Source organism: Mycolicibacter acidiphilus, from assembly GCF_018455725.1.
GTDB lineage: Bacteria > Actinomycetota > Actinomycetes > Mycobacteriales > Mycobacteriaceae > Mycobacterium > Mycobacterium acidiphilum.
Window position 1 is genome coordinate 36,332 of the sequence record NZ_JAHCLR010000008.1, and the last position, 25,762, is coordinate 62,093.

Genomic DNA, 25,762 nt, shown 5'->3' on the forward strand with positions numbered 1-25,762 from the left:
TCCTTAGATATCTACTGCGCGCTGCGCTCTGCGCCCTGCGGCCCGCGCCCTTACGTCTCCAGTTGTCACTCGCGTGAAGTCAGCAGCGAGCTCAGCGGTCGGAACGGCTGCAACCAAGCGCCCTGCTCCGGCAGTGAATCCAGGCTGATTCGCGGCAGCCGCTCCCGGAACACACCGGGGATGTCTTCCAGGTCGACGAAGTCTAAGGTATCCGAGGCTAGCGCCCAGCTGGCATGTTCGCGAAATCCGAGCACTTGAACCGCTATGCCGGCCCCGCAGAGCTCCTCCAGCGGCTCACGGAACGCCTGCCCGTCGGCCGACGCCACCGCCACCGCCGCCAGCCCCTCACCGGCGCGGCGCGCGATGTGCTCGAGCATGTCGGAGTCGACGTCGCTGTCGTCGTCGATCTTCGGTTTGGCGAACACCGCGAAACCGACGTTGCGCAGCGCCTCCACCCAGGGCCGGACGACGTCCGCGCTGCCCGGCGCGATGTTGGTGAAGACGGTGGCCTCGGGCTCGATCACCAGGTCGGGGTGCTGCGCGGAGATCTCGGCGGTGCGGTTCAGCAGCCACCGGCCCAGCGCGTCGAACCGGGGCCGCTCGACGCCGGTGGGCCGCCGGCCCAGGATCGCGCCCAGGCCCATGTCCAGGTTCGGGGCGTCCCACACCAGCAGCACGCGCCGCGCCTGCTCCGGGTTCGCCGTCCGGGCGGCCGGATCGGTCGGCAACTCGGTCGCGGTCATCGCCGCACCCAGACGAATTCGTTGATCGCGCTGCCGGCGTCGCGGCCCTTCGCCTCGTATTTGGTGGTGGGCCGCGCCACTGAGATCGGCAGGTCTTCGCCGTGCTCGACGCGGCGCAGCAGCGGCTCGGCATCGCCGACCTCGGCGATCTGCTCGGCGTAGTCGGCATGGTCGGTTGCGGCGTGCAGCACCCCGCCCGGCCGCAGCCGGTCGGCGATCATCGCCAGGGTGACCGGTTGCAGGAAGCGCCGCTTGTGGTGGCGTGCCTTCGGCCACGGGTCCGGGAAGAACACCCGCACCCCGGTCAGCGACGCCGGCCCGAACAGCTGGTCGAGCACGTCGTAGGCGTCACCGCGCACCAGCCGGATGTTGTCGACGCCGTCGCGCTCGATCGCGCAGAGCAGTTGCACCAGCCCGCGCTGGTACACCTCCACCGCCACCACGTCGAGGTCCGGCTCGTCCTTGGCCATCGCCAGCGTCGAGGTGCCCGAGCCGCAGCCGATCTCCAGCACCACCGGGGCGTCCCGGTGAAACCAGGCCCGGGTGTCCAGCGGTGCGAGCCGCTTGGTCGGATCGATCCGGGTGATGTCCATCCCCAGAACCGGCCAGAGCCGCTCCCAGCTGCGCTGCTGCCCGTCCGACAGCGCGGAGTGCCGATAGCGGACGCTGAAGTTGCGGGTGTGCAGCGGTCCGAGGACACCCGGATTCGACGGTGCATCGGCACCGTGCTGCGCATGCATGTCGTCCATGGTGGCCCATGAACGGCCCGACACCCACCTCGCGGTCGACATTGATACCCAACAGTTGCCTTCGGGCCTGGCGGGTGACTCGCATCGGACCGGTGCAACTGACACCATGACTCCCGATGTACGGACCTGATCGAGGCGTCCCGAGCGAGCCTTTCGTCGCCGACCTGCTCCGGCTGGCCGATGCGACGTCGGACCCGCGGCTGGCCGCGCTGGCGGCGAGGATCGCCGCCCCGGTGCGGGTGGCCGTCGGCGGGCGGCCCGGGGTGGGGCGGCGCACGGTGGCGGCCGCGTTGCAGCGCGCCGGTGTGGCGGTCGCGGACGCGGACGCGGGTGTCGCCGTTCATGTCGTCGCCGAGGTCTGCAAGCCGGAGGACGTCGCGGCGGTGGCTGCCGCCACCCGGCCGACGCTGGTGGTGCTGAACAAGGCGGACCTGCCCGGTGGGGCGGACGCCGACGAGATCGCCCGTCGCCTCGGCACGCCGGTCCAGCCGATGTCGGGCCTGGTGGGCAGTGGAGTCGGCCGCGTCGTCGAACGGCTGACGGACCTGGGCGCCGGGCTGCGGTATCGCCGGCTGACCGAGACGATGACGCGGCTGGCGGCGCTGGCCGTCGAGAACCCCCGGCTCGCGGAGCTGCTGCACGGTGATGCGGCGGTGACGGCGTGCGCGGCCGCCGCCGCGGCGGTGGTGGACGCGCCCGGCCCGGCCGGCGATCTGGCCCGGGCGCGGCACTGGGACCGCCACCGCGTCGCGCCGCTGTCCGTGCTGCACCGCAGCTGCGCCGCCGACCTCGCCCGCGGGTCGCTGCGCCGCTGGGCGCGCACCCGGGAGTCGGCATGACCGACCCGGCCGCCGAAGTCGATGCGCTGATCACCGAGCTCGCCCCGGGCGCACGGTCGCCGGCGGTGCGCCGCTGCGACGTGATCCTGGTGACCGGGCCCTGGCTGGCCGGGGTCAGCGCGATGGCGGCGACGCTGCGTGAACGGCTGCCCGAGCGACTGGTGGCCGAGGCGACCGACCTGGCACCCGGCGAGGTGCCGGTCGCGGTGGTGTTCGTGGTGTCGGCCGCCGCGACGCTGACCGAATCAGACTGCGCGCTGCTGGTCGCCGCGGCCGCCCACACCGACCCGGTGATCGGGGTGCTGTCCAAGATCGACCTGCACCCGCAATGGGAGCAGCTGCTGCAGACCGACCGGGACATCCTCGCGGACTACGCGCCGCGGTACCGCGACATCGCGTGGGTGGGGGCCGCCGCAGCGCCCGAACACGCCGAACCCCTGGTGGACGACCTGGTTGCCGAGCTGACCAAGCTGCTCGACGACGCCGGCCTGGCACGCCGGAACCGCTTGCGGGCGTGGGAATTCCAGCTGACCACGGACGTCGACCGGATCGACCGCGACGCCCGCGGCGCCGGCCGGCAGGCCCGGGTGACGCTGCTGCAGGAGCAGCGCGAGTCGGTGGTCCGGCAGCGCCGGCTGGCGAAATCCGAGCAGACCGTGGCACTGCGCAGCCGGATCTCCCAGGCGCGGGTGCAGTTGGCGCACTTCGCCCGCAAGCGCTGCAGCTCGGTGCGCGGCGAACTGGCCGAGGACGCCGCCGGCATGACCCGCCGGCGCCTGCCCGAGTTCGAGGCCTACGTGCGCGACCGGGTGGCCGAGGTCGTCGCCGAGGTGGATGAGGGCGTCACCGAGCATCTGGCCGACGTCGCCAAGGAGCTCGACCTGACCGAACAGCCGGCGCCGGAGCCGGGCACCCGGCCGGAGATCGACGTCGCCGAGCCGGAGTTGAAGTCGCGCCGGCTGGAGACCCAGCTGATGATGCTGCTGGGCGCCGGGTTCGGACTGGGGGTGGCGCTGACGCTGAGCCGGCTGTTCGCGCACCTGGCGCCGGGGCTGACCGCGGTCGGTGCGGCGGTGTGCGCCGTCGTCGGGTTGGCGGTCACGGTGTGGATGGTCGGCATCCGCGGGCTGCTCCGCGACCGTGCCGCGCTGGACCGCTGGGTCACCGAGGTGACCTCGGCGCTGCGGTCGGCGATGGAGGAGCTGGTCGCGCTGCGGGTGCTGGCCGCCGAACCGGCGCTGACGGCTGAGTTGGCCGAACGCACCGAAGCCGCCGGCGCCCAGGCCGCCGATCGGGTCGCCGTCATAGACCGTGAGCTGCACGAACACGCCGCGGCGACGGCGCGCGCCGCCGCGGTGCGGGACCGGCAGCTGCCGGCGTTACGGGAGGCGCTGCAGGCGGTGCGGTCGGAATTGGGTGAGCCGAACATCGAACGTACTGGTGAGTAACTATTCTGTGGCCGATCGCACCGGCTCCCCGTTTGGCGGCCCGCATAGGATTCGCGCTAATCTCTATCGAATAAGGAATGCATAAGGCGGGGTAGGGCCCGCGGCGAATCGTTACAGGAGAGCTCAGTGACCTCAGCGACCATTCCCGGTCTGGACACCGCACCGACGAAACACAAGGCGCTGCTCGCCTGGGTCCAGGAGGTCGCCGAGCTCACCCAGCCCGACCGGGTCGAGTGGTCAGACGGTTCGCAGGCCGAGTGGGACCGGCTGATGGGCGAGCTGGTCACCGCCGGCAGCGCGGTCAAGCTCGACGAGGCCAAGCGGCCCAACTCCTACCTGGTGCTCTCCGACCCGGCGGACGTCGCGCGCGTCGAATCCCGCACGTTCATCTGCAGCGAGACCCCCGAGGGCGCCGGCCCGACGAACAACTGGACGGACCCGATCGAGATGCGGGCGACCATGACCGAGCTGTACCGCGGCTGCATGCGCGGGCGCACCATGTACGTCATCCCGTTCTGCATGGGCCCGCTCGGCGCCGAGGACCCGAAGCTGGGCATCGAGATCACCGACTCGCCGTATGTGGTGACCTCGATGCGGATCATGACCCGGATGGGCACCGCCGCGCTGGAGAAGATCGGCGAGGACGGCACGTTCGTCAAGGGCCTGCACTCGGTCGGCGCCCCGCTTGAGCCCGGTCAGGCCGACGTGCCGTGGCCGTGCAACACCGAGAAGTTCATCACGCACTTCCCGGAGAGCCGCGAGATCTGGAGCTACGGTTCGGGTTACGGCGGCAACGCGCTGCTGGGCAAGAAGTGCTACGCGCTGCGGATCGCCTCGGCGATGGCCCATGACGAGGGCTGGCTGGCCGAGCACATGCTGATCCTCAAGCTGATCTCCCCGGAGAACAAGGCCTACTACGTGGCGGCGGCGTTCCCGTCGGCGTGTGGCAAGACCAACCTGGCGATGATCCAGCCGACCATCCCCGGCTGGCGCGCCGAGACGCTCGGTGACGACATCGCCTGGATGCGGTTCGGCAAGGACGGCCGGCTGTATGCGGTGAACCCGGAGGCCGGGTTCTTCGGCGTCGCGCCGGGCACCTCGAACAGCTCGAACCCGAACGCGATGAAGACCCTCGAGGCCGGCAACACCATCTACACCAACGTCGGGCACACCGACGACAACGACATCTGGTGGGAGGGCATCGACGGGGACGTCCCCGGCCACCTGATCGACTGGAAGGGCAACGACTGGTCGTCGGCGTCGGAAACCCCTGCCGCGCACCCGAACTCGCGGTATTGCACCCCGATGTCGCAGTGCCCGATCCTGGCCCCGGAGTGGGACGACCCGGCCGGTGTGCCGATCTCGGCGATCCTGTTCGGTGCCCGCCGCAAGACGACGGTGCCGCTGGTCAGCCAGGCCCGCGACTGGCAGCACGGCGTGTTCATCGGCGCCACGATGGGCTCCGAGCAGACCGCCGCCGCGGAAGGCACCGTCGGCGCGGTGCGCCGCGACCCGATGGCGATGCTGCCGTTCATCGGTTACAACGCCGGTGACTACATGGCGCACTGGATCGACCTGGGCAAGAACGCCGATGCGTCGAAGCTGCCGAAGGTGTTCTTCGTCAACTGGTTCCGTCGCGGTGAGGGCGGCAAGTTCCTGTGGCCGGGCTTCGGGGAGAACTCCCGGGTGCTCAAGTGGGTCATCGACCGGGTCGAGGGGGTCGGTGCCGGGCAGGAGACCGCGATCGGCACCGTGCCGCACGCCTCGGATCTGGAGTTGACCGGGTTGGACGTGGACGCCGCGGATGTGGATGCCGCGCTGGCGGTTGACGCCGACGAGTGGCGTGCTGAGTTGCCGCTGATCGAGGAGTGGTTCGACTTCATCGGCGACAAGCTGCCCACCGGCCTGCGCGACGAGTTCGACGCCCTCAAGCAGCGCCTGGGCTAACCCCTTCTCGCGCGACCGTGCGGAGTTCTCCGGCATTTCCCCAGTTCGGGGCGGACAATTCTGCACGGTCGCGCGGTGGGCATACCTTCGTGCTATGTCGGGCTGGAATGATGGGCGCGTACGCAGTGCCCGCTCTCATCGCCCCGCCTGAAGCCCTCGACGCCCGGCACTGAGCCGGCGCTGGCGCACGGTGCGGTAGATCTGGTCCTTGGCGGCGGTCCCGGCCTCGCGCAGCGTCGCGCCCGCCAGGTCCGGCCGGTCGCGCAGCGTGCGGACTGCGGCCCTGATCAGCCGTCCGGGGGTGAAAAGCAGCGCCGGGTCGAGGTCGTGGTTGATCACGCGCAGGAACTTCGCCGTGGCCACCGGGTCGGCAGCGATGTCGCGCAGCACCGCGGTGATCACCCGCGGCGAGGGGCCGGGCGCGCCCATGTCGGCCGCGAGCCAGTACATCGCGTAGGCATCACGGTCGCGCCACCGCCACCAATCGTCCAGGTGCGCGTCCAGATCGGCCCCGGCCGCCACACCGGCGCCGACGGCGTCGGCCAGCTTCGCCGACTGGCGCAGCGCATCCGAAATGCCCTGGCCGGGACTGGGATCCTTGAAATGCCCGGCATCGCCGACCAGCACCCAGCCCGGGCCGGCGCTGACCCGGAAATACCCGTGCCAATTGGTCACCACCCGGACCGGGCCGACCCGTTGGGCGCCGTCGAGCAGGCCCGCCAACTCCGGCCACCGGGCCAGTTCGTCGGTGAAGCGGATCTCCCGGTCGGGGAGGAACGATTCCCGGTGCGCCAGGTCGACCGTCACCGCGGCCATGAACAGCCCGCCGTCAGCCGGGGCGGCCAGGAAGGCGTGGTCGCCGAGCCGCCCCAGCCGGATGCGCCCGTCCCGGCCGGCGCCGCTGAAGTAGGCCCAGGCGAAGAATCGCCCCGCCGGAGTGGTCAGGTATTCGGCAGCCCCAACGGATTCCGCGACGGTCGAGTGCCGGCCATCCGCGCCGACCACCAGGCGCGCCGAGATCGGACCAGCGTCGGTCTGCACGCCGGTCACCCGGCCGGTCGCGTCACGGTCCAACCCATTGACCCGGCAGCAGGTCCGGACATCGGCCCCGGCGGCGGCAGCCGCGTCGACCAGCAGAACGTCCAGGGTTGAACGGCGCACGCACAGGCCTGGCACGGGGTAGTCCGCCGGATCAAGCCGAGCGTCGATCCGCACATCCTCGTTGACCAGGGTCACCCGGTCCAGCGGCACCGCGCCCGCTGCGAGGGCGGCGTCGAACACCCCGAGATCGGCGAGGATCTGCGCGCCGCTGGGCTGGATGACGTGCGTCGAAGGTGTGTCGCTGGGGAAGTGCGCCCGGTCCAGCAGGCACACGCCTAAACCCTTGCGCGCCAGTATGGTTGCCAGCGGTGCGCCGGCGCAGCGGGCACCGACGATGGCGACGTCGAACTGTGTCATCCCAGCCCTCCCGAGAACTTACCGTTGGCAAGTCTGCCTGATCGCAGAGAACTTATCAATGGTCAGATCGAGCGGTACAGTGCCCGTATGACCGAGTCGACGCGCCCGTACCACCACGGTGACCTGGTCCGCGCGGCGATCGACGGCGCGGTCGACGAGGTGGTCGGCGTTGGCGTCGCGGCGGTGAGCATGCGCCGCGTCGCCCGCCGTGCCGGGGTGTCACACGCCGCATTGGCGTATCAGTTCGGGGACAAGACCGGGCTGTTCACCGCCGTCGCCGCCGAGGGGTACCGGTTGTTCGCCGAGTTCGTCGGCACGGTGGCCGAGGAGGCCGGGACCGCCGGCTTCCTGGCGGGGGGGCGGGCCTACGTGCAGTTCGCGCTGGCCCACCCCGGCCACTTCGAGGTGATGTTCCGGCCCCATCTGTACCGCGCCGATGACGCGGACCTCACCGTCGCGCGCGACGCCGCATTCGCCGTCCTCTACGGCAGTGCCCGCACCAGCCTGGCCGCGCACCGGCAGGCGGATGCCAGCGACGATGACGTCCTAGGTCTCGCGATGGCGGGATGGTCGCTGTCGCACGGCTTCGCGACGTTGCTGCTCGGCGGGAACCTGCCCGATCGCATCCAGCAGGATCCCGGCGCCGCCGCCGCTCTACTCGTCAAAGGCGCCTTCATGCTCGGCGAACTCCAGCCACGTTGACCCGGGAGTTCTGCAACCCACGGCTTAGGATGTCTGCAACCCACGGCCTACGCCTAGGATGATTGCTTGTGGACACTGCGGCGGCAATCGGCCGGGCTGATCAGTCCAGGATGCGGTGGCAGAACGCCGGATCGAATCCCGACTTGTGAATGTCGTCGTCGAAGTCACCGCGCCGGAACCGGTCCAGATTGGCGCGAAAGCTCTCCACCTGGTCGCCGAACTTGATGGCGCGCATGGCGTCCTCGACACGAGCTAGGGTCCAGCCCGGTGTCGCCACGATGTTCGCCAGGTCGAAGAAGTCGCGCCCGCGGGCCACGTCGGCGATGGCGGCGCCTTTTCCGCCGACCACGTCGTCGAAGATCAGCCGCAGGCCGCCACTTGCCCGGTGCTCTGGGTCGCGGGATCGCTCGTAGTAGACCATCTGCACCACCACCGGTGACCCCGTCGCGGCGTCTACCAGCACCTGCTTGTCCATGTCCTCGTCGCGCATGGTCTGCGTATGCCAGCCTTGTTCGGCACACACCTGCAGAATGCTGTGGAGCGCGGCCTGAAATGCCGTGGCGTCCCACCGATCGTTGAAGGCGTCGATGTCTTCGGTGTCGCGGGATACCACGTCGTAGTCGATGAGTGCCGACCCTCCCGCGAGGGCGAACCCGTATTCGGCGATCGCGGCCAGGACGACGTCCTGGATGCGGATGCGGTCGTTCACGGTCGTCTCCCTGTTTCGCAGTTCCGGGTGGATCGTCTCCCAGGCGGCACGCACCCGAGCGGGCAGCGACAATCGGCTCCAGACCGCGGCTAGCGTAGGGCCGTCGATCCACCGGCGGAACTGCTCGGCGGTGGTCGCGGCGGTCAGTGCCGAGGAGTAGAACAGTTCGACGTCCCCGCGCTCGGCGAAGTCGAGTTCGCCCGGCTGCCAGTACAGATTCACCGGCGGATCGTGTCGCCCGCTGGTCGGGCCGGTCAGCATGTGCAGGCTTGCGGGGACAGTAACGTCAGGCTGATATCGCGGCCGCCATGTCGGGCGCAACCGGTAGACGCACTCCGGGGGCGATGGGGTCGGTGTCTTCGGTGACGCGGGGTCGAACCCGGTTCTCTTCGGCAGCACCTGCAGGTGGGGCTGGGTTCGGATGCCGGCCACCAGCGGGTCCGGCGGTGCGGCAGCCCACGCCGCGATGGTTCTGACCACGGGGCTGACCGCGACACCAAGGCGGCGCTGCGCCGCATCAGCACAGCGGTCGGCCGCAGTGGTGTCGATGCCGTCACCTACTACGAGCACATCGATGTCGCCGGGGAACGGTCCGGTTTCACCGGCGTGCCGGCGTGCCCAGGAACCGAAGATGATCACCGCGTCCGCGTCGAGACCGGTGAACTCCTCGGCCACCACCTGCGCGGGACCGAACGTCGTCGTCAGTAGCTCGGATAGTGCGCGGGCTGCGGGGTGTCGGCGGTCGGCCCTGATCAGCCGGGTGCGACCAACGCGGCGGCTGGACAGCAGGCCCGCTTCCTCCAGTCGCTCGACCTCGCGATGCAGGGTGGTCAGCGGGATGCCCAGGTCCCGCGCGAGTTCGGTCATGGCGACTTCGTCGGTGGGCAGGAACAGCCTGCTCAACAACGCGGCCTGGTGCGGCGATCGGAAGATCGGCAGTAGTGCCGGCGCAATACTTCGCATAACTGGAATATATCTCCCAGATATGCGAAACGTCCGCGGGTTCGATCGACAAGGGCTGCAGCCCTCTCAGATCCCGCCGCGGGCCACCAACTGTGCCGCGATCACGTTGCGCTGGATCTCGTTGGTGCCTTCGCCGACGATCATCAGCGGGGCGTCTCGGAAGTAGCGCTCCACGTCGTACTCGGTGGAGTACCCGTAGCCGCCGTGGATGCGCACCGCGTTCAGTGCGAGCTCCATCGCTGTCTCGGAGGCGAACAGTTTCGCCATCCCGGCCTCCAGGTCGGCACGCTCGCCCGAGTCGTAGCGTTCCGCGGCGTAGCGCGTGAGTTGGCGTGCCGCAGTCAGTTTCGTGGCCATGTCGGCCAGATAGTCGCCGATCGCCTGGTGCTGCCAGATCGGTTTGCCGAAGCTCTCCCGGGTCTGCGCGTAGGCCAGCGCATCCTCCAGGGCGGCGGTGGCCACCCCCAGGGCGCGGGCAGCGACCTGGATCCGTCCGGTCTCAAGCCCTTTCATCATCTGGCTGAAGCCGCGCCCCGGCTCCCCGCCCAGCACCGCGGTCGCCGGCACCCGGCAGTCGGCGAACGACAGCTCGCAGGCCTCCACACCCTTGTAGCCCAGCTTCGGCAGGTCACGCGAAACCGTCAGTCCCGCGGTCGGATTCTCCACAAGCAGCACCGAGATGCCGCGATGCCGCGGGGCGGCGGCCGGGTCGGTCTTGCACAGCAACGCGATCAGCCCGGAGCGCCGGGCGTTGGAGATCCAGGTCTTGGCCCCGTTGATCACCAGGTCGTCCCCGGCCGCAGCGGCCGTCGTCGTCATCGCCTGCAGATCGGACCCGCCGCCCGGCTCGGTCAGCGCCATCGTGGCGCGCAGTTCGCCGGAGGCCATCGCCGGGAGGTAGCGCCCCTTCTGCTCGTCGGTGCCGAACAGGCTCAGCAGCTTGGCGACGACGGTGTGCCCGCCCATCGCCCCGGCCAGGCTCATCCAGCCGCGCGCCAGTTCCTGGGTGACGGCCACGTAGCACGGCGTCGACACCGGCGACCCGCCGTAGGACTCGGGCACCGCCAGCCCGAAGACACCGAGCCGTTTCATCTGCTCGATCCAGGCTTCCGGGTAGGTGTTCGCGTGCTCGACCTCGCGCACGCCCGGCTTCACGTCCCGGTCGATGAACGCCCGCACCGTGGCCACCAGCATGGCTTCTTCATCGGAAAGTGGGAAGCTCATCGGCTCACCGTATGCCAGGATTCGTCTGTGAGCGGCGGCCCCTATTTCGACGACCTGCGTGTCGGTCAGGTCTTCGACGCCGCGCCGTCGATGACGCTGACGTCCGGGGTCGCGGCAATGCACCAGGCGATCCTCGGCGACCGGCTGCGGCTGCCACTGGACGCCCAACTCACCCGGGCGGTCACCGGGGCTACGACGCCGCTGGCCCATCCGGGTCTGGTCTGCGACATCGCGATCGGGCAGTCGACGCTGGCGACCCGGCACGTCAAGGCCAACCTGTTCTACCGGGGACTGGCGTTCTTCCGCTTCCCGGTGATCGACGACGCCCTGTTCACCCGCACCGAAGTCGTCGGCCTGAAACGGAATTCGCCGAAACCGGGCCGCCCGCCGACCGGGCTGGCCGCGCTGCGGGTGACGACGATCGACCAGGTCGACCGGCTGGTCCTCGACTTCTACCGCTGCGCGATGCTGCCATTGAGCCCAGACACCGGGGAAAGCGCAGCCGCCGACGGTCCCGCGGACGACCTCTCCGCGATCGGTGCCGGACTGACCGCGCCGGCCGACGTCACCGCCGACTGGGACGCCGACGAATACCGTCGCCGGGTGCCCGAACCGCACTTCGAGGAGATTCAGGCGGGTACCGTGCTGACCAGCACCGGCGACGTCGTCACGTCCGCCCCGGAACTGGCCCGCCTCACCCTCAACGTCGCTGCGGTGCACCATGATTCGCGGGCATCCGGGAGCCGTCTGGTCTACGGCGGGCACACCATCGGGCTGGCGCTGGCGCAGGCCACCCGGCTGCTGCCGAATCTGGTCACGGTGCTGGGCTGGCAGTCCTGCGACCACACCGGGCCGGTCGCCGAGGGCGACACCCTCTACAGCGAGTTGCACGTGGAATCCGCGCGCGACAACGTGCTCGGGCTGCGCTCGCTCGTCTACGCCGTCGGCGAACCCGACCGGCAGGTGCTGGACTGGCGGTTCACCGCACTGATGTTCTGACCCGGCTCAGTGCGGCAGGTCCCGGAACGGCGCGTCCCGGTAGGGGTCGGGTTCCTTGGGCAGGCCGAGCACCCGTTCGCCGATGATGTTGCGCTGAATCTGATCGGTGCCGCCGCCGATCGAGGTGAAGTAGGCGTTCAGTGCCCGGAACGTCACCCCGTCGCCCAGTGGGTTGTCCGGCCCGGCCAGCATCGACTCGGCGCCGATGATCTCGGTCTCCACCCGGGCCGTCTCATGCAGGATCCGGGACATCGCGATCTTGCCCAGTGCCATCAGCGTCGCGGCCTCGGCCCGGTCGGAGGTCTTGGCGCGCTGCGAATTCCACCGATTCACCGTCGTCAGCGCGTCGATCCGGGCGATCTGCTGGCGAATGTCCGCGTCGCCCAGTCGGCCGCATTCCCGGGCCAGTTCGATCAGCCGGTGCTCGCCGCCGGACCGTTCGCCGCGGCGGGCGGTGCGCGCCAGATCGCCCATCAGGCGCCGTTCGTAGCCCAGTGCGGTCTGCAGCACCGACCAGCCGTCGCCGGGCGCGCCGATCAGGTTCTCGGCCGGCACCCGCGCCTCGGTGAGGAACACCTCGTTGAACTCGGACTCTCCGGTGATCTGGTGGATCGGGCGAACCTCGACGCCGGGCTGGCGCATCGGCAGCATGAAGAAGCCGATCCCGCTGTGCTTGGGCACCTCCGGGTCGGTACGTGCCACCAGCATCCCGTAGTCGGCGGTGGTGGCGAACGACGTCCACACCTTCTGGCCGGTGATCACCCAGTCGGCACCGTCGCGGACCGCGCGGGTGCGCAGACCCGCCAGATCCGACCCGGCACCGGGCTCGCTGTACAGCAGGCACCACTTGCTCTGCCCGCGGATCGACGGCGGGATCAACCGCCGCTTCTGCTCGTCGGACCCGCGGTCATGCAGGGTGCAGGCCAACAGGTTCGCCCGGTCGTGACCGGAGCCGGGTGCGCCCGCGGATCTGAATTCCGCTGCAACCAACCTGGATTGACGGTCCGACAGGCCGCGCCCGAACCATGCCGGCTCCCAGCTCGGCACCGCCCACCCGGCGTCGACGACGGCCTGGGCGTAGCCCGCGCGGTCCTCGGTCGGCCAGTGCTCAGCCAGCCAGCCCCGTACCTCGGCGCGCAACTGCTCATCGGTCATCGCTCAAGCTCCGATCTGCTGCAGGTAACGCTCCCGATGCCAGGACGGGCTGCCCAGCAACTGGGCGTCGCTGCGCGCCCGGCGCAGGTACAGGTGCGCCGGGTGCTCCCAGGTGAACCCGATGCCGCCGTGCACCTGAATGTTGGTGGCGGCGACGAACACGTAGGCATCCGAGCAGTACGCCTGCGCCAGTGCGAGATCCGCGAGCCACCCCGGCGTCCGGTCGGCGCAGGCCGCCGCCACGTGCCGGGCTGCCGACACCGTCGACTCCGCCTCCAGCAGCATGTCCGCGCAGAGATGCTTGACGGCCTGGAAGCTGCCGATCGCGCGGCCGAACTGGTAGCGGGTCTTGGCGTAGTCGACTGCCATCTCCACGGCCCGTCGGGCGCCGCCGGCCTGCTCACCGAGCAGCGCGACCGCCGCAGCGTCGACGGCTGTGGTGAAAGCCTGGACGCCGCAGCCGGGTTCGCCGATCAGTCGGGCCTGGGCGTCGACGAAGCGCACGGCACACTGCTTGCGGGTCGCGTCGACGGTGGTCAGCGGTGTCACCCGCACGCCGGGATCGGCGGCATCCACGGCGAACACCGCCGGGCCGTCGGGGGTGCCGGCCAGCACGTAGATCACCGCCGCCGACAAGCCGTCGAGCACGAACCGCTTCTCGCCGCTGACCCGCCAACCGTCGTCGGAAACGCTCGCCACGGTGCTGATCCGCTCCGGCAGCCGAGCCGACGAGCCCTCCGCGAACGCCGCCGTCGCGATCAGCGAACCCGCCGCGATCCGCGGCAGCACCGCCGTGCTCTCGGCCGCGTCCCCAAGCGCAGCCAGCAGGGCCGGCACCAGTACCGCCGTCGCCAGGAACGGGCTGACCAGCAGCGCCCGGCCCATCTCCTCGGCCACGATGCCGACTTCGACCGGCCCGGCGCCGGCCCCGCCGTGCCGCTCGTCCACCAGCAGGCCGAGCAGCCCCATCGTCGCCAACTCCTGCCACACCGCCGGGTCGAAACCGGCGTCGGTGGCCATCAGCGCCCGTACCTGCTCCTCGGTGGACCGTTTCGCCAGCAGGTCGGCGACGGCCGACCGCAGGGCGCGCTGTTCCTCGGTCATCAGTGAGCTCCCGCCGGGGCGAGGCCGGTGCGCAGGAACGCGCACTGATCGGCGAAGAACGCCTGCGACACCGGTCGTCCGGGCGCCAACAGGTCGAAGCCGTGGAACGCACCCGACACCGTCTGCACCTGACACGGCACGCCCGCCGCTCGCAGCCGCTCCGCGTAGGTCAGATCCTCGTCGTGGAACAGGTCGAGCGTGCCGACGCCCAGCCAGGCCGGCGCCACCCCGGCCAGGTCGGTGCGCCGCGCCGGCACCGCCACCGACGGGTCGGCGCCGCCCAGGTAGGACGCCCAGCCGAACCGGTTGCTGCGCGGCCCCCACAACCGGTAGCCGGGGTGGCCGCGGAGGTCCGCGCTGCGGTCGTCGAGCATCGGGTACACCAGCAACTGCAGCGCCGGCGCCGGCCCGCCCCGGTCCCGGGCCAGCAGTGCCAGCGCGGCCGTCAGCCCGCCGCCGGCGCTGGCACCGCCGATCGCCACCCGGGCGGCGTCCACCCCGGGCTGTTCGGCCAGCCAGGTCAGTGCCGCGTAGCAGTCCTCCAGCGCCGCCGGGTAGGGGTGCTCCGGGGCCAGCCGGTAGTCGACGGCCGCGACGGTGACGCCGAGTTCCCGGCTGAACCGGCGGCACAGCCCGTCGTCCTGGGCGGCACGGCCGATCACGTACCCGCCGCCGTGGATCCACAGCAGCGCCGGCGCCGATTCGGTGACACCCGGCGGCCGGTGCAGCCGCACCCCGGCACCGGAGGCGAGCGCCACCGTCTCGACACCGGGCGTCGTGCGGCGGACCTGCAACGCGGTCAGCGCCCGAACCGCCGGCAGCGTGCGCCGGCCGATCAATCCGCGCGGTGTGAAGCGGGCCATAGTTCGCAGGTCGGGATGAAATTCGACGCTCACCACGGTCTCAGTATCGCAACCTACAAACCGGACCCGGCATGAGTCCTAAATCACACCGGGTACGCTCCGGACATGACGGCACGACCGCAGTCCCGGGATTCCGGCTGCACTCTGACCGCCCGGGCCCGCCGACTGCTGCGGGCGCGGCCCTCCGACTACCTGATGGCGTTCAGCGTCGCGTCAGCTTCGCTGCCGGTCGTCGGCAAGAGTCTGGAGCCGCTGGGCGGCATGACCGCGATGAGCGTCTGGGGTGCGCGCCACCTGCCGCAGATCGTCTCGGCGACCGCCAAGTCCTGGTTCACCCCGGGCAGCAGCGCCATCCGCGAGCGGGAACGCGACCAGACCCGCGCCGTCTCCGACGCCGCCCTGCGCGGTGTGGTGTCCGCCGCCGACCTCGACATCGACTGGCCCGAGCCCGAGCAGGCGCCGCCGGTCTGGAACGCGCTGCGTCACCGCCGGCACCTGCACCGCTCCTCGGTGCGATACGGCAGCGACCCCGCCCAGGTACTCGACGTGTGGCGGCGCAAGGATCTGCCGCTGGAACCGGCGCCGGTGCTGATCTTCGTGCCCGGCGGCGCCTGGGTGCACGGCAGCCGGACGCTGCAGGGCTACGCGCTGCTGTCGCATCTGGCCGAGCAGGGCTGGGTCTGCCTGTCGATCGACTACCGGGTCGCCCCGCACAACCGCTGGCCGAGCCACATCATCGACGTCAAGACCGCGATCGCCTGGGCGCACGCCAACGTCGACAAGTTCGGCGGGGATCGGGACTTCGTCGCGGTGGCCGGCGCGTCGGCGGGCGGTCATCTGGCCGCGCTGGCCGGGCTGACGGGGGCCGCGGGTCACGACCGGGAGTTCGCCGACCGGTTGCCGGCCGGCGCCGACACCTCCGTCGACGCGGTCGTCGGACTGTACGGCCGCTACGACTGGCAGGACCGGTCCACCCCGGAACGCGCGCAGTTCGTCGACTTCCTGGAGCGCGTCGTCGTCGGCAAGTCGATCCGCCGCAACCCCGAGACCTACCGCCAGGCGTCGCCGATCGCCCGGGTCCACCCGAAGGCGCCGCCGACCCTGGTGGTGCACGGCAGCGCGGACACCGTCATCCCGGTGGCGCAGGCCCGCGACTTCGCCGAGCGGTTGCGCGCGGTGTCGCACTCGTCGGTCGGCTACCTGGAACTGCCCGGTGCCGGGCACGGCTTCGACATGACCGACGGCGCGCGCACAGGCGCCGCGACGACGGCAATCGGGTTGTTCCTCAACCAGATTCACCGCGACCGCATCATGATCAGCAGCAAACACGTCATTTGAGGTCCGGCTCGCGATAGGGTCCCCGGGTGGGGATGAGGCAGAAGTGAAACGACTCAGCGGGTGGGACGCGATCCTGCTGTACAGCGAGACGCCGAATGTGCACATGCACACGCTGAAGATCGCGGTCATCGAGTTGGACGCCGACCGGCAGGGCTTCGACATCGACGCCTTCCGCCGGGTCATCCACAGCCGGCTCTACAAGCTCGACCCGTTCCGCTACCAGCTGGTGGACATCCCCGGAAAGTTCCACCACCCGATGTGGCGGGAGAACTGCGAAGTCGACCTGAACTACCACATCCGGCCGTGGACGGTGGCGGCCCCGGGCGGACGCCGGCAACTCGACGAGGCGATCGGCGAGATCGCGAGCACCGCACTGGACCGCAGCCGTCCGCTGTGGGAGCTGTACCTGGTCGACGGCCTGGCGAACAACCGGATCGCGGTGGTCGGAAAGATCCACCATGCGCTGGCCGACGGCGTCGCCTCGGCGAACCTGATGGCGCGCGGGATGGATCTGACCGCGGACCCGCAGGCCGGCCAGGACAGCTACCGGACCGATGCGGCGCCGACGGCGGGGGAGCTGGTCTGGTCGGCGTTCCGCGACCACCTGCGCCAGGTCGGCCGGATCCCGGCCACCGTCGGCTACACCGCACAGGGGATGCGACGGGTGCGCCGCAGCAGCCGGAAGCTCTCCCAGCTGACCCAGCCGTTCACCCCGCCGCCGACTTTCATGAATCACCGGGTCACCGCCGAGCGCCGGTTCGCCACCGCCACCCTGGCGCTGGCCGACGTCAAGGCGACCGGTAAGGCGCTGGGGGTGACGATCAACGACATGGTGCTGGCGATCTCCGCGGGCGCCCTGCGCAAGCTGTCGCTGCGCTACGACGGGCACGCCGACCATCCGCTGCTGGCATCGGTGCCGATGAGCTACGACTTCTCCCCGGACCGGATCTCCGGCAACAAGTTCTCCGGGGTGCTGGTGGCGCTGCCGGTCGACGTCGACGACGCGCTGGAGCGGGTCCGGAAGGCCAAGGAGGCGGCCAACCTCGGCAAGGAGGGGTACGAGCTGCTCGGGCCGGAACTGGTCAGCAAATGGGCCGCGTACCTGCCGCCGAAGGCCGCCGAGTCGATGTTCGAGAAGCTCGACGCCCTCGACGGGCAGAACAAGGTGCTCAACCTCAACATCTCGAATGTTCCGGGGCCGCGGGAGCGGGGCCGGGTCGGCGGTGCACTGGTCACCGAGATCTACTCGGTGGGACCGCTGACCGCCGGCAGCGGGGTGAACATCACCGTGTGGAGCTACGTCGACCAGCTCAACATCTCGGTGCTCACCGACACCGCCACCGTCGACGACCCGCATGAGATCACCACGGCCATGGTCGAGGAGTTCGTCGCGATCCGGGCGGCCGCCGGGCTGCCCGCGGAGCTGACGGACGTGCCGACGGCGATGGCGCCGGCCTAGTTCCGGTCAGTCTGTTCCGACGACGGGTTCCCAGTCGAGCGGCACGCTGATCCGCTGAGGGCTGTAGCGCTGACCGCACCGGGCGCAGGCCGGGGCGGTGAAGACGGCGATCTTGTGGGTCGCATCGCCCTCGTCGTACTCGGTGAACTTCCAGTCGACACCCTGCCGGCACCGTGCCGTGCAGCGCGATTGGAGCTTCGTCGGAAGACCCTTGTAATCGCTCATGGATCACCTTTGTACCCTGCGGGGACCAGGCGCTGCGTCGAGGGGGGTTTCGTGATGATCGGAAGCGTTCGCCGCCGGGCCGCCGGTGCGGCCGTCCTGCTTTCCGCAGTGTTCGGCCCGGTCGCCGCTCAGGCCGAGCCGGATCCGCCGCCGGCGCCCACCCCGACCGTCGATCAGGTGCTCGCCGACCTGGCCCGGATCACCGACCCGGCCGTGGGGTGGCAGGAGAAGACCGACGTCGTCGAACCCGGGTTCGCCCCGGATGAGGGTGCGAAGATCGACGACCACCTGAACCGGCTGAACGCGCACGGCTACATCCCGTTCACGTTCGTCGTCACCGACATCCAGCCGGCGCCGAACGACTACGCCGGGTCCACGGTCTCCATCCCGCACCGCCCCTGGACGCCGCCCGGTCCGATCGTGCTGGTGAAACAGGGTGAGCAGTGGAAGGTCACCCACGACACCGCGATGACGATGCTCAACGCGATCTGGGGCAACGTGAACGGCGGTGGTGGCGGCGGATCGTTCAACCCCATGCAGCCGGGCACCAGCGGGATGATGCACTAGCGCCGTAACTCGACGCGAGCGAGAAGCGCGGTGACCGCTCCGCGATGATGCCGCGGCGCCGGTGCCCGAAGTGCCCGGCACGCTGCCACGTCGAACCCGGCGCGGGCCGCCGCCCCCCGGCGACGACCCGCCCCCGTTCCGAGGACAGCAGTCCTCACGACGGCCCGGCCCGCAACGCCTGCTCGACTGCGGAGGCAACGCCCTTGCGCCACGGTTCGCCATGCCCGGGCAGCATGATCTCGGCTCCGGTGTCGGCGACCGCAGACAGGGAGGCCAATGCGGTGGCACTGTCGGCCGTCGCGGCACCGGCGATGATCTGCGGACCGACACGTCCGGCGTAGAAGTTGAGCGTGACGAGCGTGTCGCCGGAGATGACGGTGTTGCGGTCGGGCAGGTGGAAAACGCAACTCCCGGGTGTGTGTCCAGGGGTGAAGATCACCCGGGGCTGGCCGGGCACGTCCAGAACTGCGCCGTCCTCGAAGGTGGTGGTGTCGGCGATTCCCGGGACGAAGAACGCGCCCGCTGCCACGATCTTGGCCAAGTGCGGCAACGCCTTCGGGTAGCGCACCGGGTATGGAAGCCGACTGTGCTCATGCTGGTACTGGCCGGGATGCGCGGCGAGGAAGCGGTCACCGGTATGCACCCAGACCGGTACCCCCCATGTGCGGTGGGCGCGCCGGGCGAAGCCGATGTGATCGAAATGGGCGTGCGTCAGGATGATCGCCCGCACATCGCGGGGGGAACGGCCGAGCTCGGTGAGTGCCGCCAGCAGATGCCGGTACGTCGACGGCAGTCCCGCGTCGACGACGGTGATCCCGGTGCCGTCCTCGATCAGGTAGAGGTTCGTCGATGCGTGCTCCAACCGGTGTACGCCGTCGGCTGCGTTGCGCTCGAACTTGGCTTGAAACATCGTGGTATCTCCTATCCGGGGTTGCGGTCGATGTGGGGGTCAGAACGGTTTGACGGGCAGGTACTTGCCGTCGAGGGTGATGACGGCGCGCTCGCCCCCATCCGGGTCGGCGACCTTGGCGACACTGAGCTTGAAGTTGATCGCGCTGATGATGCCGTCGCCGAACTCCTCGTGGATCAAGGCCTTCAGGGTGGTGCCGTAGACCTGCACCATCTCGTAGAAGCGGTAAATGGTCGGATCGGTCGGCACACCCCCGGGGATGCTCCCGCGCACCGGAACGGTCTGCAGCAAGGCGGCCGCGTCGGCGTCGAGGCCGAGCAGTTCGGCGACCGCCTCGGCCGCCGCCGGGGGCAGTGGGTGCTGGCCGAGGATCGCGGCGGTGGTGAACGCCACCTACAGGCCGGCCGCGTCCGCGATCTGCTGCCAGGTCAGGTCCCTGGCGATTTTGGCCGCGGTCGCGGTGACGGCGAGAGACTGCCGGGCGGCGGGATCCAACTGTGCGTGCACCATGATGTATTCACTCCTTAGCTTCGGTTTAGCTGCGTGGTCGACGGTCCGGAACGTCACTATCCACACTGCGTGACCTTGGGGTATAAAGTCGAAGACTTACTCGCCATGAATACGATTGCTTTCGCCTATGGTTGTGTCATGGCCATCGAGTTGCGCCACCTGCACTACCTGCTCGCGGTAGCCGAACACGGAAACTTCACCCGTGCCGCCGAGGATCTGCACCTGTCTCAGCCGACGCTCTCCCAGCAGATCAGGCAGCTGGAACGGTTCGTCGGTCTGCCGCTGCTGGATCGCAGCGGGCGGACGGTGCGGTTGACCGACGCGGGAGAGGTGTACGCCCGGCATGGCCGCCGCATGCTGAGCGAACTCGCGGCTGCCGAACACGCCGTGCAGGACGTGACCGATCTGTCCCGCGGCCATCTGCGGTTGGCGGTGACCCCGACGTTCACGACCTATCTGGTCGGACCGCTGATCGCGGACATGCACACGCGGCATCCCGGCATATCGTTCGACCTGACCGAGACGACGCAGGACCGCATCGAAGTGCAGCTGCTCGCCGACGAGATCGACCTGGGCATCGCGTTCGCCCCGGCTCGGCTGCCCGGTCTGGACGTGACTGCGCTGTACGCCGAAACCCTCAGTCTCGTCGTCGCCGCCGGCGGTTCACCCACCGATCGGCCGATCCCGGTTCAGGACCTCGCCCGGCGTGACGTCGCCCTGCTCACCGTCGACTTCGCCACCCGCGGCCACATCGACGCCTACCTGTTGGACAACCAGGTCCGCCCCCGGACCGTGTTCGAGGCCAACTCCGCGCAAGCGGTCATCGAGATCGTCCAGCGCACCGCGCTGGGAACGATCCTGCCGGATGCGATCACCCACGACCACCACGGTCTCGACCGGATCGCGCTCGAACCCGCGCTGACCCGCACGGTCATGCTGATGCGACGGGACGGTGCCTATCACAGCAGCGCCAGCCAGGCGTTCACCGAGCTGACCACCGAGTGGGTTCGCGCGCGCGGGTATCCCGCGCCCTGACCTGTGCCGGTCAGCGGGCCGTCATCGCCTGCAACTCCCGGCGCAGCACCTTGCCGGTGTTGTTGCGCGGCAACGCATCCAGCACGGTGATGTCGCGCGGCACCTTGTAGTTGGCCAGGTTGTCGCGGACGTGGGTCTTCAACTGCTCCGGGGTGGTGTCGGCGTCGGGGTTCAGTACGACGAACGCCACCAGGCGCTGCCCGTAGGCCGCGTCGTCCACACCGAGCACGGCGGCCTCGGCGACGGCGTCGTGCGCGATCAGCACCTTCTCCGTCTCGATCGGGTAGACGTTCTCCCCGCCGGAGACGATCATCTCGTCGTCGCGGCCGACCACGAAAAGCCGTCCGGTGGCGTCGAAGTAGCCCAGGTCGCCCGACGCCATGAAGCCGTCGTGGAACGCCTTCGAGTCGCCGCCGGTGTAACCGTCGAACTGCGAGGAGTTGCGCACGAAGATCTGCCCGGTGACCCCGGCGGGCACCTCGGCGAAATCGCCGTCCAGGATGCGGATCTCGGTTCCCGGCGCCGGCTTGCCGGCGGTGTCGGGGGCGTAACGCAGGTCCGCCGGGGTGGCCAGCGCGATCATGCCGGCTTCGGTCGCGTTGTAGTTGTTGTAGATCACGTCGCCGAACCGGTCCATGAACGACGTGACGACGTCCGGGCGCATCCGCGAACCCGACGCGGTCGCGAATCGCAATGCGTGGCAGGAATATTCGTCGAGAACTGAACCCGGCAGGTCCATGATCCGGTCGAACATCACCGGCACCACGCACAGGCCGGTGGCGTCGTGGCCGTCGACCAGGGCCAGGGTGGCCGCCGGGTCGAACTTGCGGCGGGTCACCACCGTGCAGGCCATCGTCAGTGCCAGCGCCAACTGGGAGAACCCCCAGGCGTGGAACATCGGTGCCGCGATCACCACGGATTCCTCGGTGTGCCACGGGATCCGGTCGAACATCGCCTTGAGGTCGGCGACCCCGCCACCGCCGCGCCCGGAACGCCGCGCCCCCTTCGGAGTGCCGGTGGTGCCCGACGTCAGCATCACCAGTCGGCCGGCGCGCTCCGCCCGGGCGGGCCGGCGCCCGGTGTTGCCGTCGATCAGGTCGTCCAGCGTCAGCCCGGTGGCCCCGTCGTCGGTCCAGGCCACCACCCGGATGCAGTCGTCCCGCTCGACCAGCGCCAGATCGACTGCGGCACTGAACTCCTCGTCGTAGACGATCAGGTCTACGCCTTCGCGGGCCACCACCTCGGCCAGTGCCGGGCCGGCGAAGCTGGTGTTGAGCAGCAGCACGTCGGCGCCGATCCGGTTCGCCGCGGCCAGCGCCTCGATGAAGCCGCGGTGGTTGCGGCACATCAGGCCGATCGCCCGCGGGGTGCGGCCGGACAGTCGCTGCAGGCCGGAAGCCAGTGCGTCGCACCGCCGGTCGAGTTCGGCGTAGGTCAGCGTGCCCAACTCGTCGACCACCGCCGGCTGAGCCGGGCAGCGCCGGGCGGCCATCGCGATCCCGGTCGTGGTGGTGCCGCCCTCCCGGGCCGCCGCCGCGGCGATCCGCAGGTACTTGTCCGGGCGCAGCGGCGCGAGCAGCCCGACCCGGGTGAACGTCTCCAGCATGGAGCCCACCGCGACCAGGCGGTCGAGTCCGAAATCCACGGTGTCAGCCGATGATCGGGAAGCGGCGCTCGGCGGCCAGCTTGTCCAGTGCGGCCTGCATCACCGAGCGCACGTGCGCGTCGACCTCGTCGATGTCGGGGTCCTCGCCGAACTGCGCGACGATGTCGATCGGCTCGCAGACCTGCATGACGATCTTGGTGGGCAGCGGCAGGTTCAGCGGCAGCACCGCTGAGAGCCCGAACGGGAACCCGAACGAGATCGGCATGATCTTGGCGCGCATCGCCTTGTCCAGCCCCAGGAACTTGGCCAGGCCGGTGCCGCGGGACAGGTAGAACTGGCTCTCCTGCCCGCCGATCCCGACCGTCGGCACGATCGGCACGCCGGCATTGATCGCGGCCCGGACGTACCCCTTGCGGCCGTCGAAATCGATGGTGTTCTCGCTCAGCGTGGGCCGATAGGCGTCGTAGTCGCCGCCGGGGAACACCACCACCACGCCGCCGGAGCGCAGCGCCTCGTCGGCGTTCTCGTGGTTGGCCGGGATGAAACCGGTCTTGGTGAAGAAGTCCGCGGTCAGCCCGGTGAACAGGATGTCGTGGCTGAGCGTGTAGATCGGCCGGTCGTAGCCGAACTTGCCGTAGAAACCGGTCGCGAACACCGGGATGTCCATCGCGAACATGCCGCCGGAGTGATTGGACACCACCAGGGCGCCGCCGTTGGGGAAGGACTCCAGGCCGCGCACCTCGGAGCGGTGATAGCCCTTGATCAGCGGCCGCAGGAAACTCATCACCTTCTCGGTCAGGCCCGGATCCCACTTGGTGATCGGCCTGGGCACCTCATCTGACCAGTCGTTATCCGGCGTGTCCACGACATCCCCCTAAATTGGAACGTGTTCTAGTTTTACCCATGCTACCGCCCCGATGGGCCTGGTCGATACCATCGGCGGGGTGAGCGACGAATCCACCGCCAAAGCCCCCGAGAAATCGGAAGTCCTGACCGAGCAGCTCGGCCGCATCCTGATCATCACGATCAACCGCCCCGAGGCCAAGAACGCGGTCAACGCCGCGGTCAGCCACGGTCTGGCCGCCGCGATGGACCAACTCGACGAGGACCCCGGTCTGTCGGTCGGCATCCTGATCGGCGCCGGCGGAACGTTCTGCGCCGGCATGGACCTCAAGGCGTTCGCCAAGGGGGAGAACGTCGTGGTCCCCGGCCGCGGCCTCGGCTTCACCGACCGGCCGCCGCTCAAGCCGCTGATCGCCGCGGTGGAGGGCTACGCGCTGGCCGGCGGCACCGAACTGGCGCTGGCCGCGGACATGATCGTCGCCGCCAGTGACGCGGTGTTCGGCCTGCCCGAGGTCAAGCGGGGCCTGGTCGCCGCCGGCGGCGGGCTGCTGCGGCTGCCGCAGCGCATCCCGGCCGCGATCGCCATGGAACTCGCGCTGACCGGCGAGAGTCTGTCCGCGGTGCGAGCCCACGCACTGGGCATGGTGAACCTGGTCGCCGAGCACGAGACGGTGCGCAACACCGCGATCATGCTGGCCGAGAAGATCACCGCCAACGGACCGCTCGCGGTGGCCGCCACCAAGCGGATCATCACCGAGTCGCGGGCCTGGAGCCCGGCGGAGGCGTTCACCGAGCAGATGAAGATCGCCGGCCCGGTCTTCGGATCCAAGGACGCCCGGGAGGGCGCGACGGCCTTCGCCGAGAAGCGCGCCCCGAACTGGACCGCCAGCTAGCGGGTCCCGCCATCGACCTGACGGCGTACTTCGACCGCGTCGCCTACCGCGGTTCCACCGAGCCGACGTTGGCGACGCTGGCGGACCTGGTGACCGCGCACACCCGGCACATCCCGTTCGAGAACCTCGACCCGGTGCTGGGTGTGCCGGTGGTGGACCTGAGCCCGGAGGCGCTCACCGCCAAACTGGTGAACCGCCGGCGCGGCGGGTACTGCTACGAGCAGAACAACCTATGCGCTACGTGCTCACCGACCTGGGGTTCGACGTCGACCCGCTGGGCGCCCGGGTGGTGTGGATGCGTCCCGACGGTGTGGACGGCCCGCTGCACGCCGAGACCCACCTGACGCTGGCGGTGCGGATTCCTGGCGACGAGCAGCCGTACCTGGTCGACGTCGGCTTCGGCGGTCAGACGCTGACGTCGCCGATCCGACTGGTGGCGGGCGTCGAGCAGGAGACCGAGCGCGAGCCGTTCCGGATCCGTGAGCACGGAGCCTGGCTGGTGCTGGAGTCGCTGGTCGGCCGGACCTGGCGGCCGCTGTACCTGTTCGACCTGCGGCCGCGGCCGCTGATCGATATGCAGGTCGGCAGCTGGTACGTCTCGACGTACCCGGAGTCGCAGTTCGTCGTCGGGCTCAGCGCGGCGATGGTCACCGACGACGCCCGGCGCAATCTGCGCGGCCGCAACCTGACCGTGCACCACCGCGACGGCGGCACCGAACGAGTGCGTTTCGACGGTGCAGATGCCGCCGGGCAGGTGCTCACGGAGCTCACCGACGGGTTCGGCATCGACCTGGCCGGTCTCGGCGACGTCGAAGCCCGGGTGGCCGAGGTGCTGGACCGATGATCGGGCGCGCGGCGGCCGGCCTGATGGCCGCCGCGCTGGTCTTCGCCGCACCGGTTGCGGCCCGCCCGATGCCGGGCATCGAGGTGCTCGACGACAGCAGCAGCTGCACCGCCGGTTTCGCCGCCCAGGGCGCCGACGGCGCGTACTACCTGCTGACCAGCGGGCATTGCGACGGGCACGACGGTTCGGAATGGACCGACGCGTTCTCCCAGCCGCTGGGCCGGATCAGCCTCAGCGAGGACAACGGCGACGACCACGATGCGGCCGCCATCCGGCTCGACCCGGCAGCGGGCGTTCCCAACGGTGCCATCGGCGGCCGCTACCCGGTGCGAGATGTGCTGTCGGCCGGTCAGATTCACCCCGGCATGACGATCTGCAAGATCGGGGCGATGACCGGCGAAACCTGCGGTGACGTCACCGCGGTCAACGGCGGCACGGTCGAGACCCGGGTGATCAGCACACTCGGGGACAGCGGCAGTCCCGGGTTCGTCCGCAACCAGGACGGCACCGCCAGCGCGGTCGGCCTGCTGGCCAGCGGTCCCGAAGACGACGAGACCGTCACCTCCTTCGTGCTCGTCGAACCGGTGCTGACGCAGTGGGGGCTGCGCATCCTGCGCTGAACTTGCGGC

At 70.1% G+C, this 25,762-nt stretch carries 23 protein-coding genes and 2 pseudogenes; 12 read left to right on the forward strand and 13 right to left on the reverse strand.

The genetic code is table 11. From position 1 onward, the window contains the following. Positions 1-65: 65 nt before the first annotated feature. Complete coding sequence (locus tag KIH27_RS06645; protein ID WP_214092150.1) at positions 66-743, reverse strand: NYN domain-containing protein; 678 nt, start codon at positions 741-743, stop codon at positions 66-68. Then, a complete protein-coding gene (trmB, locus tag KIH27_RS06650; RefSeq protein ID WP_214092151.1) occupies positions 740-1,483 on the reverse strand; it encodes a tRNA (guanosine(46)-N7)-methyltransferase TrmB in 744 nt (247 codons plus the stop codon). The genes KIH27_RS06645 and trmB overlap by 4 nt, the downstream gene beginning before the upstream one ends. A 125-nt stretch (positions 1,484-1,608) precedes the next feature. Between trmB and KIH27_RS06655 the strand changes: the two genes are divergently transcribed. The 3 genes from KIH27_RS06655 (at position 1,609) to KIH27_RS06665 (ending at position 5,726) form a co-directional block, all read left to right on the forward strand. Next, on the forward strand, positions 1,609-2,331 hold the full coding sequence (locus tag KIH27_RS06655) for a hypothetical protein (RefSeq protein WP_214092152.1): 723 nt from the start codon (positions 1,609-1,611) through the stop codon (positions 2,329-2,331). Continuing rightward, positions 2,328-3,779 carry a hypothetical protein gene (locus tag KIH27_RS06660; protein WP_214092153.1) on the forward strand — a complete coding sequence of 484 codons (1,452 nt, stop codon included), beginning with the start codon at positions 2,328-2,330 and terminating at the stop codon, positions 3,777-3,779. The genes KIH27_RS06655 and KIH27_RS06660 overlap by 4 nt, the downstream gene beginning before the upstream one ends. A 126-nt stretch (positions 3,780-3,905) precedes the next feature. Then, entirely contained in the window at positions 3,906-5,726 is a 1,821-nt protein-coding gene (locus KIH27_RS06665) for a phosphoenolpyruvate carboxykinase (GTP) (protein ID WP_214092154.1), read from the forward strand. A gap of 135 nt (positions 5,727-5,861) precedes the next feature. On the opposite strand, the gene KIH27_RS06670 is transcribed toward KIH27_RS06665, so the two are convergent. Further along, positions 5,862-7,184 (reverse strand): FAD-dependent oxidoreductase, encoded by a 1,323-nt coding sequence (locus KIH27_RS06670; protein ID WP_214092155.1) that lies wholly within the window; start codon positions 7,182-7,184, stop codon positions 5,862-5,864. Positions 7,185-7,271: 87 nt separating this feature from the next. Here KIH27_RS06670 and KIH27_RS06675 point away from each other — a divergent pair, with 87 nt between their 5' ends. Beyond that, on the forward strand, positions 7,272-7,886 hold the full coding sequence (locus tag KIH27_RS06675; RefSeq protein WP_214092156.1) for a TetR/AcrR family transcriptional regulator: 615 nt from the start codon (positions 7,272-7,274) through the stop codon (positions 7,884-7,886). Positions 7,887-7,986: 100 nt separating this feature from the next. Here the strand turns inward: KIH27_RS06675 and KIH27_RS06680 are convergent, their stop codons facing one another. Together KIH27_RS06680 and KIH27_RS06685 are read right to left on the reverse strand one after the other, a co-directional pair. Further along, positions 7,987-9,558 (reverse strand): winged helix-turn-helix domain-containing protein, encoded by a 1,572-nt coding sequence (locus KIH27_RS06680; RefSeq protein ID WP_214092157.1) that lies wholly within the window; start codon positions 9,556-9,558, stop codon positions 7,987-7,989. Positions 9,559-9,624: 66 nt separating this feature from the next. Next, the gene (locus KIH27_RS06685; protein ID WP_214092158.1) at positions 9,625-10,782 is read right to left on the reverse strand and encodes an acyl-CoA dehydrogenase family protein; all 1,158 of its coding nucleotides are present in this window, start codon (positions 10,780-10,782) and stop codon (positions 9,625-9,627) included. Positions 10,783-10,872: 90 nt separating this feature from the next. Between KIH27_RS06685 and KIH27_RS06690 the strand changes: the two genes are divergently transcribed. Further along, the gene (locus tag KIH27_RS06690) at positions 10,873-11,781 is read left to right on the forward strand and encodes a hotdog family protein (protein WP_372451315.1); all 909 of its coding nucleotides are present in this window, start codon (positions 10,873-10,875) and stop codon (positions 11,779-11,781) included. A 6-nt stretch (positions 11,782-11,787) separates the two neighbouring features. Here the strand turns inward: KIH27_RS06690 and KIH27_RS06695 are convergent, their stop codons facing one another. From KIH27_RS06695 to KIH27_RS06705, 3 genes are read right to left on the reverse strand one after another with little or no spacing between them, the layout of a single operon-like run. After that, positions 11,788-12,936: an acyl-CoA dehydrogenase family protein gene (locus KIH27_RS06695; RefSeq protein WP_214092160.1), complete on the reverse strand. Its 1,149-nt coding sequence runs from the start codon at positions 12,934-12,936 to the stop codon at positions 11,788-11,790. Between the two features lie 3 nt (positions 12,937-12,939). Next, a complete protein-coding gene (locus tag KIH27_RS06700; RefSeq protein ID WP_214092161.1) occupies positions 12,940-14,040 on the reverse strand; it encodes an acyl-CoA dehydrogenase family protein in 1,101 nt (366 codons plus the stop codon). Further along, positions 14,040-14,903, reverse strand: a complete 864-nt coding sequence (locus tag KIH27_RS06705; RefSeq protein WP_214092162.1) for an alpha/beta hydrolase — start codon at positions 14,901-14,903, stop codon at positions 14,040-14,042. Before KIH27_RS06705 ends, KIH27_RS06700 begins: the two co-directional genes overlap by 1 nt. 105 nt (positions 14,904-15,008) lie before the next feature. On the opposite strand from KIH27_RS06705, the gene KIH27_RS06710 reads away from it, so the two are divergent. Further along, positions 15,009-16,241: an alpha/beta hydrolase gene (locus tag KIH27_RS06710; RefSeq protein WP_214092163.1), complete on the forward strand. Its 1,233-nt coding sequence runs from the start codon at positions 15,009-15,011 to the stop codon at positions 16,239-16,241. A gap of 43 nt (positions 16,242-16,284) precedes the next feature. Further along, entirely contained in the window at positions 16,285-17,700 is a 1,416-nt protein-coding gene (locus KIH27_RS06715; RefSeq protein WP_214092164.1) for a WS/DGAT/MGAT family O-acyltransferase, read from the forward strand. A gap of 6 nt (positions 17,701-17,706) precedes the next feature. Here the strand turns inward: KIH27_RS06715 and KIH27_RS06720 are convergent, their stop codons facing one another. Next, entirely contained in the window at positions 17,707-17,925 is a 219-nt protein-coding gene (locus KIH27_RS06720; RefSeq protein WP_214092165.1) for a hypothetical protein, read from the reverse strand. 54 nt (positions 17,926-17,979) lie between these two features. Between KIH27_RS06720 and KIH27_RS06725 the strand changes: the two genes are divergently transcribed. Beyond that, a complete protein-coding gene (locus KIH27_RS06725) occupies positions 17,980-18,492 on the forward strand; it encodes an MTB12 C-terminal domain-containing protein (RefSeq protein ID WP_214092166.1) in 513 nt (170 codons plus the stop codon). Between the two features lie 154 nt (positions 18,493-18,646). Here KIH27_RS06725 and KIH27_RS06730 read toward each other — a convergent pair whose 3' ends face one another. Together KIH27_RS06730 and cynS are read right to left on the reverse strand one after the other, a co-directional pair. Next, the gene (locus KIH27_RS06730; RefSeq protein ID WP_214092167.1) at positions 18,647-19,402 is read right to left on the reverse strand and encodes an MBL fold metallo-hydrolase; all 756 of its coding nucleotides are present in this window, start codon (positions 19,400-19,402) and stop codon (positions 18,647-18,649) included. Between the two features lie 39 nt (positions 19,403-19,441). Further along, a pseudogene (cynS, locus tag KIH27_RS06735) lies at positions 19,442-19,912 on the reverse strand (cyanase). Positions 19,913-20,056: 144 nt separating this feature from the next. On the opposite strand from cynS, the gene cynR reads away from it, so the two are divergent. After that, positions 20,057-20,947, forward strand: coding sequence for a transcriptional regulator CynR (cynR, locus tag KIH27_RS06740; protein WP_214092243.1), 891 nt, complete (start codon positions 20,057-20,059; stop codon positions 20,945-20,947). A gap of 10 nt (positions 20,948-20,957) precedes the next feature. On the opposite strand, the gene fadD12 is transcribed toward cynR, so the two are convergent. Then, positions 20,958-22,553 (reverse strand): acyl-CoA ligase FadD12, encoded by a 1,596-nt coding sequence (gene fadD12, locus KIH27_RS06745; protein ID WP_214092244.1) that lies wholly within the window; start codon positions 22,551-22,553, stop codon positions 20,958-20,960. 43 nt (positions 22,554-22,596) lie between these two features. Then, positions 22,597-23,337, reverse strand: a complete 741-nt coding sequence (locus KIH27_RS06750) for a 1-acyl-sn-glycerol-3-phosphate acyltransferase (RefSeq protein WP_214092245.1) — start codon at positions 23,335-23,337, stop codon at positions 22,597-22,599. Between the two features lie 160 nt (positions 23,338-23,497). Between KIH27_RS06750 and KIH27_RS06755 the strand changes: the two genes are divergently transcribed. The 3 genes and pseudogenes from KIH27_RS06755 to KIH27_RS06765 all read left to right on the forward strand — a co-directional run bounded on the left by KIH27_RS06755 (position 23,498) and on the right by KIH27_RS06765 (position 25,753). Continuing rightward, positions 23,498-24,289, forward strand: a complete 792-nt coding sequence (locus tag KIH27_RS06755) for a crotonase/enoyl-CoA hydratase family protein (RefSeq protein WP_214092168.1) — start codon at positions 23,498-23,500, stop codon at positions 24,287-24,289. Continuing rightward, positions 24,274-25,133: pseudogene (locus KIH27_RS06760) on the forward strand (arylamine N-acetyltransferase family protein). Before KIH27_RS06755 ends, KIH27_RS06760 begins: the two are co-directional and overlap by 16 nt. Further along, positions 25,130-25,753, forward strand: a complete 624-nt coding sequence (locus KIH27_RS06765) for a S1 family peptidase (RefSeq protein WP_214092169.1) — start codon at positions 25,130-25,132, stop codon at positions 25,751-25,753. Before KIH27_RS06760 ends, KIH27_RS06765 begins: the two are co-directional and overlap by 4 nt. Positions 25,754-25,762: the final 9 nt, after the last annotated feature.